The following is a 22,102-nucleotide window of genomic DNA, read 5'->3' on the forward strand; positions in this document are numbered from 1 at the left end:
GGAGATTGGTAAAAGTTGTTCGGTTTTTGGTTGTGAGTTCTCAGTTGTGAGTTGTCGGTTTTGGGTTTTAGAAAAATATTCTAATTTCTGAAACTTATTCTTTTCTCTCTTCTCTTAACTTTAAAACACAAAGCACTTCTCGATAATTCCGACTCTCGTTGGAAACTCGAAGTGACGAGGAATTGCAACTACAGATCGCCACGCTCGTTTCTCGCTCGCGATGACGGCAAGGAGAACTACCTATTTAAACTGGAACGCCACGAATTCACGAATATTTTATTTCGTCATTGCGAGGAGGCCATAGCCGACGTGGCAATCTCTTCTGGAATAGTTGTTTGTTGTCGGTTCTCGGTTGTCAGTTGTGAGTTGTCGGTTTTGGGTTTTCAAAAAATATCCTGATTTCTGCCACTTTATTCTTTTCTCTCTTCTTTTACCTTTTAACTTTTTACGCTTAACTTTTAAACACAAAGCATTTCTCGATACTTCCGACTCTCGTCTAGAACTCGAAGTGACGAGGAATTGCAACTACAGATCGCCACGCTCGTTTCTCGCTCGCGATGACGAATACAAGAATCGCTTAGAACTCAAAAACCCTAACCACTACCCACTGAGACTGCTTACTGAAAACTGAAGAAACTAGCGAATAAAAACCGGTTCGTTCTCTTTTTCAGTATGTTCTTCGCTAAAACGGTAATCCATATAATCAAAACCTTTTAGCTCTTCCAGGGTCTTAACGTCTTTGTCTATAATAAAACGTACCATCGCCCCGCGGGCTTTTTTGGCGAAGAAACTGATGATCTTTAATTTTCCGTTTTTAAAATCTTTAAATACGGGTGAGATCACCTCAGCTTTTAGTTTTTTAGTGTCAACAGCCTTAAAATATTCGTTGCTGGCCAGGTTGATAAAAAGTTCGCCTTCCTCCATTTCATCATTCAGGAGTTTAGTAACTTTTGATTGCCAAACTTCATAAAGATTATTCTTACGTTCAATCCCTACAGAAGTTCCCATCTCTAGCCGATAAGGCTGCATAAGATCCAGCGGTTTTAGCAGGCCATAAAGTCCCGAAAGTATTCGTAAAGTATCCTGAAGGCGGTCCAGTTTATCGGTGGGGATGGTATAGGCATCCAGGCCGGTGTAAACATCGCCGTTAAACGCATACATCGCCGGGCGAGAATTCTTTTTATTGTGTTCTTCCTCAAATTCCTGGTAGCGGGTATAATTAAGATCGGCCAACTTATCGCTGATTCCCATTAATTTTGAAATCTCATTTTTCGTCATTCTCGCCATCTTGCGATTAAGCTTCGCCGTGGTTTCTAAAAAAGCGGGTTGAGTACCGCGAGTAGTAGGTAATTTAGATTCGTAATCCAGGCTTTTGGCCGGGGAAACAACAATTTTCATAGGTAAGTAGTTTTACTTCAAAGATAAGTGAAAGCATAGCAATTAGGAAAACTGCCTATTATTAGTTTTTTATAGAAAGATAGTTAAGACTTATTATCGCTGAAAAACGATGAATTTAATTCGGAAAATCTTTTTCAGCGAGATACTTATTCCAACTCTATTTTATCAATTTCCAGCCTAAAATCTTCTGCTTTTTTATTCCCGATTAAAAAGCGAATTTCCTGAATGCTCTCTGCAGAAAAATTAGGAATATCCAGTTTTCTACCACGAAAAACCGGTTCCATTTCCTTTAGCGGAACTTCAATTGTTTGCCATTCTCCGGTGGTTTTGAAAGTGTAGATATAAGAAGCTCTATCCTTTAAATTGGCCTTTATTCTAAATTGATAAGATTTCCCGTGTCCTTTCAGCAAGATCAGCGCTTTTTTATAACCTTTGATATTTTTAGATGGAAAATGATACTGCACCGAAGCAAAACCGCCATTATTCTCCAGGTAAACCGAACCTTTAAAAATGGCATTCCCCGCTTCACTGCGTTCCAGTTTGCTGGTAGAATTTCCGCCCATCACCACGTCGTTCTCTATTTCCCAAACCGACCAGTCATCGGTTGCACTAAAATCGAAAAGAAGTAATTTACTCATAACCAAGAATATTAATATTAAGAAGAATTGCTGCTGAAACATTTTTTGTTTTAAAGTTAGGGGAATTCTTTTGGTAAATCCGGGATTTTAAGAAGAGATAGTTATGAGTATTTTGAGTTAATAAAATTTTATCGGTTTATGGAAAACCTTTTTTGGTTTCTAAATTAAATGTTAAATTGAGCTTTATAATTTTCTTTATTGAATTAGTTTCTAATAAAATCCCTTTAATGATAAAAGTTGCTTGTGCTATTATAGAACATGAGGGTAAAGTATTGTGTGCGCAAAGAAGCAGTAAAATGCATTTACCAAACAAATGGGAGTTTCCTGGTGGAAAAGTAAAAGAAGAAACTCTTGAAGAGTGTCTCACACGAGAAATTATAGAAGAATTAGGAGTAGAAATTAAAGTTTTGGAACAATTACCCTCCAACGAACATAGCTATCCTGAATCAAAGAAAATTCAATTGATACCTTTCCGATGTTCTTTGCAGACTTTCAAAATTATGCTTTTAGAACATTCGCAAGTAGAATGGTTTCCTATTGAAAAATTAAAATCTTTAGATTGGGCTGAAGCAGATATTCCAATTGTTAATTATTATATCAATAAGTATAAATGAGTTTTGAAACAGGCCTTTACGAGCAGCTAATAACTAAATTAGTTTCCAATAAACTCGAAAATGTAGATTTACAGAAATTCCACGTTAGCGAAACACCTTTAGATAAGGAAGAAGCTTCTCAATATTTGAGTACTTATTTGAGTGAAAACATCAAATTTGCGTTGGAGGAAATCAAAGATAAAGACCGTCCTTTAAAACAAATTGAATTATCGAATAAAATTATAAATCTTTTAGTAGAAGAGCTCAAGAGTGCAGAATTCTCTGAAAATTTAATTGAAAACGAAGGAAAGATTTTACAGGCTGTTTTTTCTAAACTAGATTTTCCATATTCAAATTTGAAGGCCAGGCTGAAGGAAATTACTCCTTACACTCGGTTAAGTCAAAGCGAACTATTTACCGGAAACAATGTTGGAATTTCCTTGGAGAGTGAAATTAAAAAAGAAATTCTTTCTGCCGATGAAATATGCTGGCTAGTTTCTTTTATTAAATTTTCTGGAATTCGAATATTTAAAAAGGAACTAGAAGAATTTACCAAAAGCGGTAAAAAATTAAAGATTATTACCACTTCTTATATGGGTGCCACAGATGTAAAAGCTGTGGAATACCTCTCATCGCTTGCAAATACTGAAATAAAAGTTTCCTATAATTCAGAACACGAAAGGCTGCACGCAAAAGCTTATTTATTTTTACGAAATTCAGGTTTTCATACTGGCTATATTGGTTCTTCTAATCTTTCTCGTTCAGCTTTAACTAATGGCCTGGAATGGAACCTTAAAGTTACCACCCAAGAAATAGGTCATATTATAGATAAGTTTCAAAAAACTTTTGAAACTTATTGGGAAGATCCTGAATTCGAATTTTATAAAAAAGGCACACATAGAGAAAAGCTAAGCACTGCTCTTAAAAGACAGAGTTCATATAATACAAGTCAAATTACCACTTTCTTCGAACTAAAACCATATTCTTACCAAGAAGAAATTTTATCTAAATTACAGGCAGAAAGAGAAATTCACAATCGAAATAAAAATTTATTAGTTGCAGCTACGGGAACAGGAAAGACCGTTATTTCTGCTTTTGATTTTAAGAAATTTAAGAACAAAAATCCAAACTCAAAATTTTTATTCGTTGCGCATCGTAAAGAAATTTTGATGCAGGCACGTTCCACCTTTCAGCACGTTCTACGCGATGCTAATTTCGGTGAACTTTGGGTAGATGGGAATGAACCAGAAAAGTATGATGAGCTATTCGCGTCTGTTCAAACACTGCACAGTAGATTGAAAATGCTAGATTTAGCAGAGGATTTTTTCAACTACATAATTATAGATGAGGTTCATCACATTAAAGCTGACAGCTATCGTCCAATTTTAAAAAGATTTAATCCAAAAATTCTCTTAGGTCTAACCGCAACTCCAGAAAGAATGGATGGTGGTGACATAGCAGAAGATTTTCATAATAGAATTGCTGCGGAAATAAGACTACCTGAAGCCCTAAACAGGAAGCTTCTTAGTCCTTTCCAGTATTTTGCACTTTCCGATTCCGTTGATCTTTCCAGCGTTCAATGGCGAGGTAAATACGAAGTAAAGGAGCTTACTAAACTTTATACTGAAAATGATCGGCGATTAGCTGACATTATAAAGAATTGTGAAGAATATTTAACCGACATTAATGATGTTCAAGCTCTTGGGTTTTGTGTAAGTCAGGAACACGCCAAATATATGGCTGAGAAATTTGTTCTTTCTGGTTTAAAAGCAGATTATCTCGTTAGCGGAAATAGCGGCTCAAGAGATTTGGTTAGAAACAAACTCATTAAAAAAGAAATTAATTATCTATTTGTGGTCGATATATTCAACGAAGGTGTTGATATCCCAAATATTGATACAGTTCTTTTCTTAAGGCCTACTGAGAGTTTGACAATTTTCTTACAACAGCTAGGGCGTGGATTACGCTTAGCTGAAGATAAAGATTGCTTAACGGTACTTGATTTTGTAGGAAATGCTAGGCCAGAGTATGATTTTGAGCATAAGTTTAGAGCGCTTGTTGGTAAAACTCATACATCTATAATCACAGAGATCGAGGATGAATTTCCACATCTTCCATTAGGATGCTCAATTGTACTAGAGAAAAAAGCTAAAGAAGTAATTCTGCGAAATATTAGGGAGGCTACTGAATTTAGAAGACCTCAACTTCTTCAGAAAATTCAAAGATTCAAACATCATTCGACACTCCCGCTTACATTACATAATTTTTTAGAGTTTCACCACTTAGATATCCGACAGGTCTATAAAAAAGGAAATTGGAAAAGATTATGTGCAGATGCTAAAGTAATTCCAGATTTTAATGAACCTCAAGAGAAAGAATTAACTGCTTGTCTGCAAAGAAAACTTATTCACGCCAATTCTCTTACTTACTTGAAATTCATTAAAAAATTGATTTCGGAAAATATAAATCTTGATTTGTTAAACAAAGAGGAAGAGGTTATGCTTCTAATGTTTCATTACGACGTTTGGAAAGAAACTGGTACCAATTTAGGCTTCTCAAATGTTAGAGAAAGTATTCGTTTCCTTCTGAAAAATAAAATTATGCTTCAGGAGATGCAGGAGTTCATAGAACATCAAATTGAAAAAATTGAATTTGTAGAAAAAGATATAGATTTGGAATTCGATTTCCCTTTAAAACTTCATAGTAGATATAATAGAGAAGAAATTTTAGTAGCATTAGGTTTGAGTAGCTTTAAGAAGAAATCGTCAAACCGGGAAGGAGTAGCTCAAAATAAAGATTTGAATATAGAAGCGCTCTTTGTAACACTTAAAAAAACTGAAAAAGAATATTCCCCTACCACAATGTATGAAGATTATGCATTGAATAAGAGATTATTCCATTGGCAATCGCAAAACAGTACTGCTCCAGATTCTCCAAAAGGCGAGTCCTATATTAAGCACCGGGATAAAGGAAAAAAAATACTCTTATTTGTTAGAGAACAGAACGTGGATGAATATGGGTTTACAATGTCTTATACCTTTTTAGGTGAAGCAGATTTCGTGAAATCTAAAGGCGCTAAACCAATGAACGTTGAATGGAAACTTCATGAAGAAATGCCTTCTTATATTTTAAAAGAAAGTCAGAAATTGGCAGTAGGATAATATGTCTGAAGAAATTATTTATAAATATTCGAATTATTTTAAAAAACTCACCCGTGGTTTTAGTAAAAATCTAGGTAGAGCACCTCATAAACCAATCCTTCTTCTCTCCATAATTCAGCTAATTGCTAAAGGAGTGATTAAATCAAATAGAATATTTATTACCTCCGAAATTATTCTGGCTTTTAAGCAAAATTGGGAAGAACTTGTACACACTGGTCATTCTCGAAATTTCTCTTTAACATTTTTTCATATGAGATCAGAGCCCTTCTGGCATCTAGTTCCTAAACCGGGAAAAGATATCGTAACCACAAGTTCTAAAAGTATCAAAAGCTTTAATAGCTTAAATGAAACAATTGCCTTTGCTGAAATAGATAAGGATTTATGTTTCTTACTTCAGCTTCCAAAAAACCAATTGTGGTTCGAGCAGCTTTTAATTGAAGCATTTTTTCCTGATTTTAGAAATAATTATTTAAGACCAGACAATTATTATGAAGAAGATAAAATTAAAAACGAGATACTAAATGAGCCTAAAGAATATTATCAGAGTCATATTGCCCAATTAAGGGAAACTTTGGAGCAGAGCGATTTTGAAGAAGAAATTTTCGTGCGAGGTGGAATGTTTAAAAAAACTATTCCCAAAATTTACGATTACACCTGTTGTATTTCGGGTTTAAAAATAAATTCTACTCAAAATGTTCAAATGGTAGATGCATGCCATATTTATCCTTTCAGCATTTCGAATGATGACACAGTCACGAATGGTATTGCATTATCACCAACACTTCATCGGGCCTTCGATCGTGGTCTGTTAACAATTAATTCAGATTTCTTAGTTAGAATTTCACCAACAATAGAGGAAGAAAACTCTAGCTTTCCTCTCTCCGATTTTGAAGGAAAGCAAATTTTATTACCAGAAAATGAAAATTGGTTTCCATCACCGGAAGCTTTAAAATGGCATAATAAAGAAGTTTTCATATTATAAATTCATAATCAACATTTTTTTTTGCGTTAGGGATTGAAGTGGAAATCCTTTTTGTGAGGTACGAGCAAACTACCCCAGAGCGAGAACCTGAAATATTTAAAAAAACTTCAATTTCAAGACAAACCATAAATCATTAAATCTCGATTATCGAGCAAAAAGAGTGTAGCGGAAAGCCCGACCCGATAGGGGAACGCCCAAATCCTCTTACTAATTTATAAAAACCTTCACCAATGTTGAAGTAGGCAAGCTTGGTTATTTTTATAAATTTCGGGTAAAAAATGAAGATTGCTAAAAAATTTGAATTAGATGAGCGGCAGCAAGACCGGGTAATTGCTATGGCTGGGAAGACCGTACGCCTTTTGAAGCTATTGAATACCAGTTTGGACTTACCGAAAAAGAGGTGATTAAGTTTATGCAAGAGCAAATGCACCCGCGCAATTGGAGAAAATGTCGCGCCAGGGTACAGGGTAGAAAAACCAAACACGCAAAACTAAGGGATATGGAGATCTCCAGGTTTAAGTCTGCCGCACAACGCCAAATTACCGGGAATCGCATTTCAAAAAAGAAATATTAAGAATTTTAAAACCCCTGGAAATCAATTAATTTCTTCCCAAACTTAATTTTAACACATCTTTTCCTTATCTTATACTTCCAAATAACTAAAAAAAATGGAAGGTTCCCGTAAATATCCCAAGCTTGTTAAAGCCTTTAGCGGTAGTTTTCTTTGGCGAAATACCGGAGGAATTATTATAGATTATAACGGGCGTTTGCTTAATTCGGCGAATTACCAATACAAGACTTCTGGAGGGAAATTCATAAAAATAAGATTTAAGAAAAAACTGAATTCGGCTAAAAAACTTCCAAAATTTAGCTGCGCCTGGAAAATGATGACCCAGGTAAATTGTTCGTTGAATTGAGATTAGCGTTTATAAATTTAATTCTTTTGCAGATTTAAGAAATAACCTAGACCCTGAGACAAGCTCAGGGTGACGATCTCACGATATGATGTCCCGAAGCTTCGGGATTGTTTCAGGATCTAGAATGATGATTAATCTATACCTATTAGAACCCCCGATCAAGAATTGGGCCCAGGCTCTGAAAATCTGATGGAATTAAAATTACTTAGACCCCGAAACAAGTTCGGGGGGACGGGAAACCCTTAATCCTGGATCCCTAATTAAAGATCCTACTCGTTAAATTCCTGTTATTTCAAACTTCTTTAACGCCTTAAACTTCTAATTCCTCCCAACTTGCAAACCAACCAATAAACAACAACATGAATTTGAATAATAAAGTAGCCGTTGTAACCGGCGCAAGTAGCGGAATTGGAAAATCTATTGCCGAAGAACTTTCTAAAAAAGGCTGTAAAGTAGCTTTAGCCAGCCGTAGCCTGGATAAATTGAAAGATATAGGAAAAGGCCTTAGCGATAGTTTTGAAGTGGAAATGGACGTTACCAGCGATAAAAGTGTGACTGAAGCTTTTGAGAAAATATACGATAGATTCGGACAAATAGATATCCTGGTAAATTCTGCCGGAGTGATGCCTCTTACCTATCTTAAAAACCGAAAGCTGGAAGACTGGCTGCAAACTATTGAAGTTAACGTAAAAGGAACACTACGTTGTATTCACGCCGCGCTCCCAACAATGAAAAAGCAAAAAAACGGACATATAATTAATATAGCCTCGGTAGACGGAAAAGAGATCTTTGAAGGCGGCGCTGTATATGGTGCTTCTAAGGCTGCGGTGATAGAACTTTCTCGCGCCATGCGAATGGAACTTTCTCCCGACTTTAATATTAGAGTGACTTCTATTGAACCGGGAACTGTAGAGACCAGTCTTAGGGAAGATATTACCGACGAGGAATTACTGAAAGACAAAGATTATGGAAATGGCGAACCAAAATTGGCTCCTAAAAATATTGCCGATGCCGTTCTTTATGCTACCACTCAACCCGATAGTGTGAATGTAAATGAGTTGCTTATAAAACCTACGGGAAAGAGCTAGAAAGCAGTAAGTTTTAAAATTGAGAAATATATTTGAACAGAAACCCCTCCGGCCTGCGGCCACCTCCCCTTGAAAATAAGGGGAGGAACTTTTTGGGTTGTTTTTAAAACAATTTATTGAGAGAAATCTTCGTGTTTTAAAAGAGCGAAAACCAAAATTATTTTATTTTCAGAATCTATCCGGAAAATGATTACATATCCTTTGAAAATCATTTCCCGGATATTTTCATTTTCAAAATAAATTGATGGACGAAAAGAGTATGGGTAATCTGAAATTTTTCGAATTTCAGACAATAAGTCGGTTTTAAATTTTCTAGCCGCTGCGGGTTTATCTTTTGCAATATATCTTACCTGACGTTCAAGTTTAGTCCTGAATTTTGAAGATAATTTAATCTTCATATTCACTTATAACCTTTTCCAAATAGCTGTCATATTCTTCGAGATCCATTAAATCGGAATTCCCTTCTTCAATTGCTTCCAGCTCCTTTTGAAGATTTGCTTTTTGCTTTTCAAAATCTGAATCAGGGATAATTTCGAGTTCATTTTTATCGAACTTTTCCAAAAACTCCATTAAGTCTTTATAGGCTTCTCTAGTACTAACTTTTAGGTGTATGTTTTCCATTTCAACAAGCTTTCTTATAAAGTTAACGAAAAAACCTTACAAAACCTCTTTCTGCTTTTTGGCGTAGTTACGCCATTTTTCAATACAAGCCTGGATATCTTCAGGGATTTCTGTATTGAAACTCATTGCTTCGCCGGTTTTTGGGTGGATAAACCCAAGGGTTTTGGCGTGTAGTGCCTGGCGGGGCAAAATCTTAAAACAGTTATCTACAAATTGCTTGTATTTACTAAAAGTAGTTCCTTTTAAAATCTTTTCACCACCATAGCGCTCGTCGTTAAACAGTGTATGCCCAATGTGTTTCATATGCACCCTAATTTGGTGCGTTCTTCCGGTTTCGAGCTGGCAGGAAACCAAAGTTACATAACCAAAGCGCTCTAAAACTTTATAATGGGTTACTGCGGGTTTTCCTTTTTCGGCTTCATCACCTTCATAAACCGTGTTTTGTAAACGGTTTTTAGGATGACGACCAATATTGCCTTCTACCCTGCCCTCATCTTCTTCAACATTTCCCCAAACCAGGGCCACGTATTCGCGTTCGCTGGTTTTATCAAAAAACTGTTTGGAGAGGTGCGCCATTGCTTCCTCAGTCTTGGCGATAACTAAAAGTCCGCTGGTATCTTTATCAATTCTGTGCACCAAACCTGGCCGGTCGCTGGAGTTATTCGGCAGATTTTCAAAATGGTAAATCAGTGCATTTATAAGCGTGCCACTGTAATTTCCGTGACCGGGATGTACTACCATTCCTGCCGGTTTATTTACCACCAGCAAGGTATCATCTTCATAAACAATATCTAACGGAATATTCTCTGGTGTCAGCAAAAACTCATACGGCGGATGCTCAAACATTACCTGCACCACATCACCGGCTTTTACTTTATAATTTTGCTTTACCTGCTCTTCGTTAACGTAAATATTACCGGTTTTGGCGGCTTTCTGAATTTTATTCCGCGTGGCATTTTCAATAAAATTCATTAAGAATTTATCTACCCGCAACGGACTCTGGCCGGGACCGGCCTCAAATTTATGATGTTCGTATAAAGTTTCGTCCTGTTCCTCTATTTCGTGTTGCTCGTCTTCCTTCATTAAAATTCTATTTCCTCCTCTTCAGAAGTTATACTATCCTGCTCTTCTTCACCTTCCATTCTATATCTTCCCGAGCCATCGCCCAAAACAAGATCAATTTTAGAAGTTTTCATCAACTCATCTCCCGGTTCCAGTTTTTTACCTTTATGTCTTAATTCTAATACCGCGTCTTCGGCAATATCGGGTTTATAACTTACGTCACCAATTTCAAAACCTAAAGATCGCAAGGTAGGTTCGGCCTGGCGGCGGGTTCTCCTAATCAAATCGGGGATCATTATTTTTCGGTAACCAGACGGATTCAATGTAAGGTAAATCTTTCTGTTTTCCTTTACAAACTGTCCCGGTTCCGGTACTTGTTCTATTACAGAATATCGAGGAAAATCGGGATTAAAATTTGCCGAATCCAGGATTTCATACCTTAAATCGAGTTCGGCCAGTTGATCGTCTACCACATCTAAAGACTGTTTAGAGAGGTCTGGAACTGCAATTCGTTGATCCTGGTTGGTAGAATAATCTAACCATCTAAGAGCTAAAAAAGCAAGTACCACAATTACAATGGCAGCAATCACTAATTGAATTAAAAAGGTTTTGCTGAAAATAAATTTAAAGAATCCCATACATTTGTTTCTAAGCAGCAAAGATATAAAACCCCTGCTTTTGGTGACAGATTGTTTGTAGATTTGTTCTTACAGTTATCGGTTCTGGGTTTTGAGTTCTCAAAGAGTATTCTAACCAGGCCAAATAGCTGAAAAACTGTTAACCGAAAACAGATAACTGACAACTGATAACGGAGAAATGAAGAAAAAAATTGCCATCGCCATGGGCGGCTTTTCCAGTGAATATAGAATTTCCATCAATAGCGGAAATATGGTTTACAAACACCTTAACCGCGATTTGTACGAACCATACCGCGTGCATATTTTGCAAAAAGAATGGTTTGTGGTGGCCGATGATGATACTCCCTACCCGATTAATAAAAACGATTTTACCGTAAAAATTGCCGGAAAAACAATTTCTTTCGATTGTGTTTTTAATACTATTCATGGTACACCGGGAGAAAACGGACTCTTGCAAGCTTACTTGGAACTAGTAGGAATCCCACAAACTACCTGTGGTTATTATCAGGCGGCATTAACTTTTAATAAACGCGACCTGATAAGCGTTTTAAAACCTTACGGAATAAAAACTGCAGTTAATTATTTTCTAAATAAAGAGGATAAGGTGAATGCGGAAGAAATTATTGCGAAGGTGGGGTTACCTTGTTTTGTTAAGGCCAATCGCGCCGGCAGTAGTTTTGGAATTACTAAAGTGAAAACTGAAGAAGAATTAGTTCCCGCTACAAAAACCGCGTTTAAAGAAGATGATGAAGTGATTATTGAATCTTTCCTGGATGGCACCGAGGTTTCTGTAGGCGTGATCACCTATAAAGGGAAAGTAAAGGCGCTACCGGTGACCGAGATAATTTCTGAAAATGAATTCTTTGATTACGAAGCTAAATATTTAGGAAAATCACAGGAAATCACCCCTGCGAATATTTCTGAAAAGAAAACCAAGCAGGTACAGGAAATCGCTAAACTGATTTATAAAAAACTCAAAATGCGAGGCTTTACCCGATCGGAATTTATTTTTCATAATGGCGAGCCTCATTTTATTGAAATGAACACCACTCCCGGTTTAAGTCAGGCGAGTATTCTACCTCAACAAGCCGAAGCCGCCGGAATCACGTTAACCGATCTCTACGGAAGTGCGATTGAAACGGCGCTGAAAGCCCCCTAGCTTCCCGATGTAAATTCGGGACAAGCACCGAAGGAGGGATCTCATTGGAGAAAAAATATGGGCCTACTTTGTTCGTGATTTTGCGATTTTTTTATTTCGTCAAGCTGAACTTATTTCAGCTTCTAACATGTATTAATTACCAACAACTTAGATCCTGAAACATGTTCAGGATGACGCTTAAAACACTTTTAAGGTGGTAGCTTTAAAAAACTGTATGGAGAAAAGCTTCAGTAACAAAATACACTTCTCGATACTTCCTCCTCGCGTTGGGAACTCGAAGTAACGAGTAGTTCCAAACAACAAACCACCTCCCCTTTTGGGTACTCCTCCTTAGGAAGGAGGAGAGCTTTTTGAAAAGATCGCCACGCTCGTGCCTCGCTCGCGATGACGTTCCCTGGTAATTTCCACTTCTCATACTTCCTCCTACGTCGGAAAATCGAGGTGAGGTCTGTTTGTACAAGCTCTCAGAAAAAATTATCTAACATAAAATATGACCTTTCGAGCGTAGCGAGACATACACTCCGTGTGTGAGTGTAGAGAATCAGCAGCCTTAAAAATTTTTGAAGCCCTGGAGAAAATTTAGCTGCTGATTTGCGATTTTTTTGGCCTTGTTGCCAAAAAACACCTCCACATAGGACGCCTTTTTTTGTTTCGTTTTTTGGGCGAGCAAAAAATGAAAAATGATAGTGAGACGTGGTAATTGTTTTGGATTAGTTTTATTTCCTGGGAGGTTTTAATTTCTAACAAAAGATCGCCACACTCGTGCCTCCCTCACGATGACGTTCCCTGGTAATTTCCACTTCACATATTTCCTCCTTACATCAAAAAACCCGAAGTGACGGAAAAACTGGAATAAATTCATCTAAAAATGACTAAATTAGATTTCCGTTTTCAAGGGAAGACTAAATTTGATTTATGAAAAAAGCAGTATTTCCGGGGTCTTTTGATCCTATTACTTTAGGCCATACCGATATCATTGAAAGAGCACTCCCGTTATTCGATGAAATTATTTTGGCTATTGGTACCAATTCTAATAAAAAATATATGTTCTCGCTGGAGGAACGACTTCATTTTTTAAAGGAAACCTTTAAAAATGAGCCCAAAATAAGCGTAACCACTTACAAAGGACTTACCGTTGATTTCTGTAAGGAACAAAACGCGGCTTTCCTCCTACGCGGATTACGAAACGCACAGGACCTTGAATTTGAAAAAGCCATTGGGCAAACCAATTACAAAATGAGCGGGATAGACACCTTGTTTTTTATCACTTCTTCCGGAAAAAGTCATATTTCCTCTACTGTGGTTCGGGACGTGATTCGCAATAATGGCGATTATAAGTTTATGGTGCCAGATGTGGTGAGGAAGTGAAATTCCGTTAATCAATATTAGTTTATATTTTTAGTGAGTTTGTTTTAAGATTAAATTAGAATGGATATTCAAACCACTAAGCTTAAATTACTTAAAACAATTTTGGAGAATGAAAATTCAGAATTCAACCAGAAGGTGGCTGATTTTGTTCAAAAAGAAAATCCGGATTTCTGGGAGGAGTTAAACGAAAAAGAACAGAACGAGATCAGGCAGGGAATTGAAGAGTTGGATAAAGGAAAAAGAGTTTCTTACGAATCTTTCTTAAAAAAAAATTCCTGATGAAAGTTTATCTTTCTGAACTGGTATCAAACTCCAAATCAACCACAACTTAGATCCTGAAACAAGTTCAGGATGACGTTTAATACGTTTTCTAATCAACTTCCTTCTCCGTCGTAAACTCGAAGTGATGGGGAAGTCCAAATAGCAAACCACCTCCCCCTTCGGGTACTCCTCCTTAGGAAGGAGGAGAGCTTTAAATGAGGGCGTCATTGCGAAAACTGCGATAGCAGGATGTGGCAATCTGTTTTGAGTTAATTCTATTTCCTGAGAGATTCTCACTCCTAACAAAAAGATCGCCACGCTCGTTCCTCGCTCGCGATAACGAACGTAAAGAACCTGAAAACTCACAACCGAGAACCCGGAAATCCCCAAACACAAACCACCTCCCCCTTCGGGTACTCCTCCTTAGGAAGGAGGAGAGCTTTTTGAAAAAAGCGTCATTGCGAGAACTGCGATAGCAGGACGTGGCAATCTGTTTTGGGTTAATTCTATTTCCTGGGAGATTCTCACTCATAACAAAAAATCGCCGCGCTCGTTCCTCGCTCGCGACGACGAATGTAAAGAGCTTGAAAACTTACAACCGAGAACCGGAAAATCCCACAAAACAATCAACAAACCCACTGCTAAATGAGACTGCCAACTGCTTACTGAATCACTGCTAACTGAGACTGCAAACTGCCAACTAAAAAACTGCTCACTGAAAAAACTATCTCTTAATTATCGCGCGTTTTACTATTACACCTTCGTTGGTGAAGATCTGTAGGGTGTAGACCGATTCTTCCACACCCTGGATAGTCATTCTGTAGAAGCGGGCATTGGCGTTATAATCCTGCTGCATAATGTAACGCCCACGGGAATCAAAAACCCGAACCTGCTCTATAAACATTCCTTCGGGGGTGGCAATGGTGAAAATACCATTGTTGGGGTTTGGGTATAGAAATAAATATTCGTTCTCCCCCGGTTCGGGAAGATCACAGCCTTCGCCGCTAATTCTTACCTGTATATTTTTATCGCTCCTGTTCCCGTTAATATCTTCTACCTCAAGGTTTACTGAATTCATCCCCACATCTTTACAGGTAAAAACCGACTTACCAAAACGGTAAATTAGCTCTTCGCTGCAATTATCTTCGGCTGAAATATCGCTTTCTTCCAGGTAGGCGAAACCTTCACTATCTAGTGTAAGTTCTACCAGGTTTGTATTGATCTCTGGTGGAAGTTCATCCCGAACATCTACGTTTATGGTGCAACTGCCCGTTTCATCGCCGGAATAATCTAACTGAATAAATGCCGCACCTAAATCTTCGCAAGTAAAATTTAACCGACTTGCTTCTAAATTAAGTCCGCTGGCGTCGCCGGTGTAGAGCTCCTGAATATTGAGATTGGCCTGGCCGTTTCCATCAAGAAAAACTTCAATATTTTCACGGCATTCAAATTCTCCTGAAGCTTCGCCCCGTACTTCTACCGTGGTCTCACAGGAATCTATATTTCCGGCGTCATCTCGAACCGTTAAAGTTACCGGTACATTACCAATATCGGCGGTGGTGAAATCTACCTGACTTAAAGCCATGGAAACAATTCCGCAGTTATCGGTAGAGTTATTGTCCAGGTCTTCTGGAGTTATGCTTGCGGTACCATTGTTGTCTAAATTCACCACATACCCGGAAACACAATTTGCAACCGGGTCCTGATCATCTACCAGGTTTACCATAAAATAGCACTCGTCTGTTTCGCCATTAAGGCTGGCGGTGAGTTTAATTTGGGTACTTTCAGTAAGTATGGTGCCTACCGGTGGAGTTTGTGTTATATCGGCACCGGGAAAATTAACTTCGGCATTGGAGGTATAATCTGGTAACCAAAAACTGCAATTATCGTCTGGGTTTACATTTTTATCTAATAGACAGGAAATATTTAAAACATCGGCTTCGGTTAGTTCCAGCTCAAAACTACAGCTTGCTTCCAGGCCGCCTTCATCTTCTACAAAAAGATTTACCGTAGTGTTATTATAAATTATCTCCCCGGCAGCGGGTTCTTGGCGGAAACTTACTTCACCACAATTATCTGAAATCCCGGCCATATTTTCGTAATTGGGAACTTCAAAACCGGTATCGGGATCAAAGCTTTCTAACTGATCGTTGGGGCAGGAAATTGCCAAATCTGCTCGCTGGTTGGTGGCTTGAATGATAAAAGTACATTCTTCTGTTTCCCCGTCAAGTGCTACAGTTAAAGTGATTTCTGTATTTTCGGTTATAAAAGTTCCTGCTTCCGGGGATTGGGTGACAGTTGCTCCAGAAGTAAAGTTAGCATCACCGTTATAATCTGGAAGTTCAAATTCACAATTACCTTCAAAATCTGCGGTTTGAGTAACAGGGCAATCTATAAAGAGATCATCCTGGAAATTTAAAATTACTTCAAAAGTACAATCTATTGAAGTTCCCCGTTCATCAACCACGCTAAGGGTTATGGTTGTATTTTCCACAACTTCAGTTCCTTCTATTGGACTTTGTGTTACATTAATAGCGCCACAACTATTTTCCACATTTGCTAAATCGGTATAATCAGGTATTTCAAAAACATCATTAGCGTCAGCAGTTTCTGTTTGATCTCCAGGACAAGTTATTGCTAAATCTACTCGCTGGTTGGTAGTTTCAACGGTAAAAGTACATTCTTTTGTTTCCCCGTCAAGTGCTGCAGTTAAAGTGATTTCTGTATTTTCGGTTATGAAGGTTCCTGCTTCCGGGAATTGGGTGACAGTTGCTCCAGAAGTAAAGTTAGCATCACCGGTATAATCTGGAAGTTCAAATTCACAATCGCCTTGAAAATCTGCAATTTGATCAGAAGGGCAATCTATAAAAAGATCGTCCTGAAAATTTAAAATTACTTCAAAACTACAATCTACTGAAACTCCGCGATCATCAGAAACGCTAAGAGTCACGGTTGTATTTTCATCAACTTCAGTTCCTTCAATTGGACTCTGGGTTACATTAATAGCGCCACAACTATTTTCCACATTTGCTAAATCGGTATAATCAGGTATTTCAAAAACATCATTCTCGTCAGCAGTTTCTGTTTGATCTCCGGAACAGGAAATTGTTAAGTCTGGTCGCTGGTTGGTGGTTTCAACGGTAAAAGTACATTCTTCTGTTTCCCCGTCAAGTGCTGCAGTTAAAGTGATTTCTGTATTTTCGGTTATGAAGGTTCCTGCTTCCGGGGATTGGGTAACATTTGCTCCAGAAGTAAAATTAGCATCACCGGTATAATCTGGAAGTTCATATTCACAGTCGCCTTCAAAATCTGCGGTTTGAGTAACAGGGCAATCTATAAAGAGATCATCCTGGAAATTTAAAATTACTTCAAAAGTACAATCTATTGAAGTTCCCCGTTCATCAACCACGCTAAGGGTTATGGTTGTATTTTCCACAACTTCAGTTCCTTCTATTGGACTTTGTGTTACATTAATAGCGCCACAACTATTTTCCACATTTGCTAAATCGGTATAATCAGGTATTTCAAAAACATCATTAGCGTCAGCAGTTTCTGTTTGATCTCCAGGACAATTTATTGCTAAATCTACTCGCTGGTTGGTAGTTTCAACGGTAAAAGTACATTCTTTTGTTTCCCCGTCAAGTGCTGCAGTTAAAGTGATTTCTGTATTTTCGGTTATGAAGGTTCCTGCTTCCGGGAATTGGGTAACATTTGCTCCAGAAGTAAAATTAGCATCACCGGTATAATCTGGAAGTTCAAATTCACAATCGCCTTGAAAATCTGCAATTTGATCAGAAGGGCAATCTATAAAAAGATCGTCTTCCTCAACCACCAAATCAAAAGAACATACATCAGAAACATTTCCTGCTTTATCGGTAGCGGTTATTCTTACGGTAGTTGTTTGTTGGGTAATTTCTGTTCCAGGTGCTGGAGTTTGCTCAATCTCTATATTTCCTTCGCAGTTATCTTCAAAAACAACCAAACCTTCTTCTCCATAATTTGGGATTTCATCTCCCATTTCTACAGTTTGATCTTCTTGATAACAGGTTTGAACTTCTGGTTTGGTTTGGTCCCAAATTATAGAAAACTCATCACTAGCAGAAATTGAATTACAATTTGCATCTACTCCAACTTCTCCATTAATGCTTACTTCAGCAGGAATGCATTCTGCATTAATTTCTAATGCTGCAGTAAATTTGGTGGGTAGAATTTCATAGGTTTTAAGATCAAAAATAAATTCAATATAAGTTCGAGGAGGTAAATTTGGTTCAAATTCTATTGTTGCATCCCCATTATTTACTGCAAGATAACCGCAAGGTTTTAACGCCAAATCTATAGGTATATTTATGGCATCCTTTAAAGTTTTTGGATTTTCACTTAAATCATCTACTCTAAAAACTTGAATTCGCAAATTTTCTAAATTTGTAACAAGTTCTAATATTTGAGATTCATCAATATTTTCAAAATTCAGGAAAGTGTTTAAGTCAACTCCAACGAAATCCGCTACATATAAAAATCCATAATCATCAACCACCAAACTTCCAGGATTATTCAAATTTCCTGAATTTCCAGCTAAACTCCCAGTGTGATTACCGTTTGAATCATAAATTTGAATTCTGTTATTACCTGCATCGGTTACGTACACATTGAATATATTATCAACAGCTAGTCTTATAGGATTTATGAGACCCTCTGGTCCTGTACCATTATCGATTTCACCGGCAACCGTTCCATTATTATTGAAAATAGCAACCCTGTTATTTTCTGTATCGGCAACGTATATTCTTTGATTTGGACCTACTGCTAAACCGGATGGGGATGAAAGTCCAGAATTTATTACCTGCATATTTCCCCCATCATTATCAAATTTTAAAACTTGATCTGCACCTGAATCAGCAATAAAAATATTTCCGGTATCATCTATCGCTAAATCTCTTGGTTCTGTAAATTTATCAGCTGATATTAATGGGTTATTTGATGTTAAATTTCCGTTAGGATTATATTGAAAAACGCCTTCGTCCAAGGTAAGCGCATATATAAATCCTGACTCATCGATATCAATAGCAATTACGGAATTTGAAGAAGGAGAAAAATCCGTACTTCCAGAAAAAGGATTTAAATTTATAGTTATTTCAAAATCTTTTAATCTTTTTGAAACATCAGTATACTCAAAATCAGGCCATTCAATATGAAAATTAGATAAAAATCCCTCACTTACATTGATGTCTGATTCTTCGAAACCATTAATCCGTTCATCAAATTCAATAGAGATTCCAATAGGATTATTTTGAGTAGGATTAGGCTCTTCACTAGAAATAGTAACTCCCTGCCCAAACCCAAAAGTAAAATTCAGTAAAAAAAAGAGTAAAAAAAGCGCAGAAGATGTACCAAACGGCTGTAGCCGAAAAGTAAAACCGGGTGATGTAAAGTAACTTTGCTTCATAGCCGGATTTTAGCGCTTCCGGCAGTAAAGATAAAACTTGTGGCGTGAAAGATTTAAAAATTACGTTAATTATACGGTTTTCCGTAATTAAAACCGGGGCATAAAAATGCATGGCCAGGTAGCGGCCGGGGAAGTGTTGTTAAATTTTTCCGGGTAAGAAAACAATGAGAGTGGCTTTTTGCTAAAGCCGCTTTTACACGTTAGGCTGCCCCGATAATTCGGAATAGTTTCAGTGATCACGTCATCCTGAACTAGTTTCAGGATCTAACATGTTAGAACTCCCATCAACTTAGATGCTGAAATAAATTCAGCATGACGAGCCATTGAAACAAGTTAAGCATGACGGCAAATGGACTAAATATACATTTAAGCCACTCTCATTATTCCCGGAAACTGAAAATTACCTCGCGTTATGCTTCGGCATTTTCGTTGTTTTTTACCACCAATCTAAATCCTTCGCCGTGAATGTTTAAAATCTCTACATTCTCGTCTTTCTTAAGGTATTTACGCAGTTTGGCGATATATACATCCATACTTCTGGAGGTAAAATAGTTATCGTCTCTCCAAATTTTGGTAAGTGCCAGTTCTCTTGGCATCAAATCGTTCTCGTGCAAGGCAAGTAAACGCAATAACTCGTTCTCTTTTGGAGAAAGTTTTTGAGCTTCTTCATCCTTATAGGTTAAAAACCTTAGTTTAGAGTTAAGGTGAAAACCACCAATCTCGAACTCAAATTGCTTAGAGTCTGCCACGCTATCTGTAGCTTTACGCTGCATAATGGCTTTTATCTTCATAAGCAATACTTCGCTGTCAAAAGGTTTGTTTAGGTAATCGTCTGCTCCTACTTTATAACCTTTAAGCACGTCTTCTTTCATCGCTTTGGCGGTAAGGAAGATAATTGGGATTTCTTCGTTCTTTTCCCTTATCTCTTTAGCCAGCGTAAAGCCGTCTTTGTAAGGCATCATGACATCAAGAATACAAAGATCAAAATCGTCTTTTTTAAACTTTTCAAAACCTTCCATTCCGTTTTTGGCGTGCGTTACTTCGTAATCGTTCATCGCCAAATAATCTTTTAAGACAGTTCCAAAGTTTGGATCGTCTTCTACTAACAAAATTTTCTTGTCTTCAGTTTCCATATATTTAAGATATTAGAGGTAATTTAATTATAAATGTGCTTCCTTTTCCTTTTTCGCTTTCTACCGATACCTGCCCATGGTGATCTTCAATAATTCTTTTGGCATAGGCTAAACCTAAACCGTGACCTTTCACGTTATGGATATCTCCGGTATGTTCACGATAAAACTTTTCAAATATTTTCTTTTGCACCAACTTAGACATTCCCGCTCCCTGGTCGCGAATTTTAAGGATGATGTAGTTCTTTACATTTTCAGTATAAATATCAATCTTAGGCGTCTCTGGAGAGTATTTTACGGCATTGTCCAGTATGTTTATTATCACATTGGTAAAATGATCCTGATTGGCCAAAATTGAAGAGCGCAGGGCCCCAAAATGCGTTTGTATATAACCGCCACGATCTTCTACAATTAATTCTATGTGGTTAATGGCATCTTCTACAATCTCATTAAGCTGAAGCCTTTCTTTTTTAAGGTCCAGCTCATTTTTATCCAGTTTAGAAATTCGTAAAACGTTTTCTACCTGGGCGTGCATTCTTCTATTTTCATCACGAATCATTTTAAGATAGCGCTTTTTCTTTTCTTCGTCGCTGCTAATCTTAGGGTTTTTAATAGCGTCTAAAGCCAGGTTTATGGTGGCAATAGGCGTTTTAAATTCGTGCGTCATATTATTTATAAAATCGGTCTTTATCTGTGAAATTTGCCGTTGCTTTATCAATTGTGATAATGCGCTGGAATAAGCGATCACGATAATAAGGGTAAAAATTATAGAAAGTGCAGCCATTAATGTTATAGATGAAAGCACTACTTTTTTCTTTTCGGTAAAATTAACCAGCAACTGGTAATTGCTATTTCCCATATCGTCTGCAAAAAGCGGAACCCCGTAGGTGGCGGGATGGCTTAGCGAAAAATTATCGCTGTGCAGATTTGTAGAAATACTATTGCTGTAAACACCATATTCAAATTCTGAATTGATGTCGCGGTTGCTCAATTCCTGGGCTAAAAGCCTTTCTATAGTAGCTTCGTTCACTCTTTGGTGCAGCGGAAGCCTGCTGGTATGCTCGGCAATATATTCTTTAAGCAAATTCTTCTCATACTCGTCCATACGAATAATACGCTCAATTTGCTGTTGAGAGCTTAGGCCGCTACCGTCTATATTATTACGGTTATTCACAATACTGGTCACCTTTTTATTGATGAGCTTGGTGAAGGGAATACTATCGCGGGCCGATTCTATAAAGCCTGAAGAAACCTTATAATCTTCTTCCAGAATAGCATCTGAATGAAAGAGGGTTTGGTTTCTTAATTTGTTTTCGTTTACGTAGGAATATTCGGTAATCGTGGCGGCCTGCAACCGACTATTTGTGCTGTCGGCATCTTTAAATTTCATCCAGTAATCTTCAATTTCCTGGTTTTCAATTTCGTTAACCACTCTTAGGAGTACCTGTTTCACATCGTAGGTAAACTGCGCTTCTTTGTCGTCTACGGTACTCTTAATCCAGTATCCCTGCACAAAAATAATACCGATAAGGGAAAGGCTCATTAAGATAACGAGAAGTAAAAAAAGCTTTTTATTCATGCTGCCAAAAGTAAGATTTTAACATTTAGTGCTTCAAGCGTTTAACCAAATGTTAACAAAACTT

The 22,102-nt window shown here is 37.4% G+C and carries 18 protein-coding genes; 9 read left to right on the forward strand and 9 right to left on the reverse strand.

The window, feature by feature from the left end:
- Positions 1-636: 636 nt before the first annotated feature.
- Together yaaA and J0871_RS15680 are read right to left on the reverse strand one after the other, a co-directional pair.
- The gene (gene yaaA, locus J0871_RS15675) at positions 637-1,398 is read right to left on the reverse strand and encodes a peroxide stress protein YaaA (protein WP_208226173.1); all 762 of its coding nucleotides are present in this window, start codon (positions 1,396-1,398) and stop codon (positions 637-639) included.
- A 146-nt stretch (positions 1,399-1,544) separates the two neighbouring features.
- Positions 1,545-2,036, reverse strand: a complete 492-nt coding sequence (locus J0871_RS15680; protein WP_243870522.1) for a CIA30 family protein — start codon at positions 2,034-2,036, stop codon at positions 1,545-1,547.
- A gap of 227 nt (positions 2,037-2,263) precedes the next feature.
- Here J0871_RS15680 and J0871_RS15685 point away from each other — a divergent pair, with 227 nt between their 5' ends.
- From J0871_RS15685 to J0871_RS15710, 6 genes are all read left to right on the forward strand, one after another.
- Positions 2,264-2,650, forward strand: coding sequence for a (deoxy)nucleoside triphosphate pyrophosphohydrolase (locus J0871_RS15685; RefSeq protein ID WP_075328011.1), 387 nt, complete (start codon positions 2,264-2,266; stop codon positions 2,648-2,650).
- Entirely contained in the window at positions 2,647-5,790 is a 3,144-nt protein-coding gene (locus J0871_RS15690; protein WP_208226175.1) for a DEAD/DEAH box helicase, read from the forward strand. Before J0871_RS15685 ends, J0871_RS15690 begins: the two co-directional genes overlap by 4 nt.
- A gap of 1 nt (position 5,791) precedes the next feature.
- Positions 5,792-6,772 carry an HNH endonuclease gene (locus J0871_RS15695; RefSeq protein WP_208226176.1) on the forward strand — a complete coding sequence of 327 codons (981 nt, stop codon included), beginning with the start codon at positions 5,792-5,794 and terminating at the stop codon, positions 6,770-6,772.
- Between the two features lie 367 nt (positions 6,773-7,139).
- Positions 7,140-7,346 (forward strand): DUF2805 domain-containing protein, encoded by a 207-nt coding sequence (locus J0871_RS15700; protein ID WP_346014350.1) that lies wholly within the window; start codon positions 7,140-7,142, stop codon positions 7,344-7,346.
- A 94-nt stretch (positions 7,347-7,440) separates the two neighbouring features.
- The gene (locus tag J0871_RS15705) at positions 7,441-7,689 is read left to right on the forward strand and encodes a hypothetical protein (protein WP_208226177.1); all 249 of its coding nucleotides are present in this window, start codon (positions 7,441-7,443) and stop codon (positions 7,687-7,689) included.
- Positions 7,690-8,048: 359 nt separating this feature from the next.
- Positions 8,049-8,777, forward strand: coding sequence for an SDR family oxidoreductase (locus J0871_RS15710; RefSeq protein WP_208226178.1), 729 nt, complete (start codon positions 8,049-8,051; stop codon positions 8,775-8,777).
- Between the two features lie 113 nt (positions 8,778-8,890).
- Here J0871_RS15710 and J0871_RS15715 read toward each other — a convergent pair whose 3' ends face one another.
- The 4 genes from J0871_RS15715 to J0871_RS15730 are packed head-to-tail and all read right to left on the reverse strand — an operon-like array spanning position 8,891 to position 11,098.
- Complete coding sequence (locus tag J0871_RS15715; protein WP_208226179.1) at positions 8,891-9,175, reverse strand: type II toxin-antitoxin system RelE/ParE family toxin; 285 nt, start codon at positions 9,173-9,175, stop codon at positions 8,891-8,893.
- A complete protein-coding gene (locus J0871_RS15720) occupies positions 9,165-9,398 on the reverse strand; it encodes a hypothetical protein (RefSeq protein ID WP_093303672.1) in 234 nt (77 codons plus the stop codon). Before J0871_RS15720 ends, J0871_RS15715 begins: the two co-directional genes overlap by 11 nt.
- Before the next feature lie 36 nt (positions 9,399-9,434).
- Positions 9,435-10,481, reverse strand: a complete 1,047-nt coding sequence (locus tag J0871_RS15725) for an RluA family pseudouridine synthase (RefSeq protein WP_208226180.1) — start codon at positions 10,479-10,481, stop codon at positions 9,435-9,437.
- Positions 10,481-11,098, reverse strand: coding sequence for a PASTA domain-containing protein (locus J0871_RS15730; protein ID WP_075327534.1), 618 nt, complete (start codon positions 11,096-11,098; stop codon positions 10,481-10,483). The genes J0871_RS15725 and J0871_RS15730 overlap by 1 nt, the downstream gene beginning before the upstream one ends.
- Before the next feature lie 178 nt (positions 11,099-11,276).
- On the opposite strand from J0871_RS15730, the gene J0871_RS15735 reads away from it, so the two are divergent.
- The 3 genes from J0871_RS15735 (at position 11,277) to J0871_RS15745 (ending at position 13,904) form a co-directional block, all read left to right on the forward strand.
- Positions 11,277-12,257: a D-alanine--D-alanine ligase gene (locus J0871_RS15735; RefSeq protein WP_208226181.1), complete on the forward strand. Its 981-nt coding sequence runs from the start codon at positions 11,277-11,279 to the stop codon at positions 12,255-12,257.
- A 915-nt stretch (positions 12,258-13,172) separates the two neighbouring features.
- Entirely contained in the window at positions 13,173-13,625 is a 453-nt protein-coding gene (gene coaD, locus J0871_RS15740) for a pantetheine-phosphate adenylyltransferase (protein WP_208226182.1), read from the forward strand.
- A 60-nt stretch (positions 13,626-13,685) separates the two neighbouring features.
- Positions 13,686-13,904, forward strand: a complete 219-nt coding sequence (locus J0871_RS15745; protein ID WP_208226183.1) for a hypothetical protein — start codon at positions 13,686-13,688, stop codon at positions 13,902-13,904.
- A 706-nt stretch (positions 13,905-14,610) separates the two neighbouring features.
- Here the strand turns inward: J0871_RS15745 and J0871_RS15750 are convergent.
- From J0871_RS15750 to J0871_RS15760, 3 genes are all read right to left on the reverse strand, one after another.
- A complete protein-coding gene (locus J0871_RS15750) occupies positions 14,611-19,329 on the reverse strand; it encodes a T9SS type A sorting domain-containing protein (protein WP_208226184.1) in 4,719 nt (1,572 codons plus the stop codon).
- A 410-nt stretch (positions 19,330-19,739) separates the two neighbouring features.
- The gene (locus J0871_RS15755) at positions 19,740-20,462 is read right to left on the reverse strand and encodes a response regulator transcription factor (RefSeq protein ID WP_075327539.1); all 723 of its coding nucleotides are present in this window, start codon (positions 20,460-20,462) and stop codon (positions 19,740-19,742) included.
- A 4-nt stretch (positions 20,463-20,466) separates the two neighbouring features.
- Entirely contained in the window at positions 20,467-22,038 is a 1,572-nt protein-coding gene (locus J0871_RS15760; protein WP_093303682.1) for a HAMP domain-containing sensor histidine kinase, read from the reverse strand.
- Between the last annotated feature and the right edge of the window lie 64 nt (positions 22,039-22,102).

This window comes from Salegentibacter sp. BDJ18 (genome assembly GCF_017579965.1).
Classification (GTDB): Bacteria; Bacteroidota; Bacteroidia; order Flavobacteriales; family Flavobacteriaceae; genus Salegentibacter.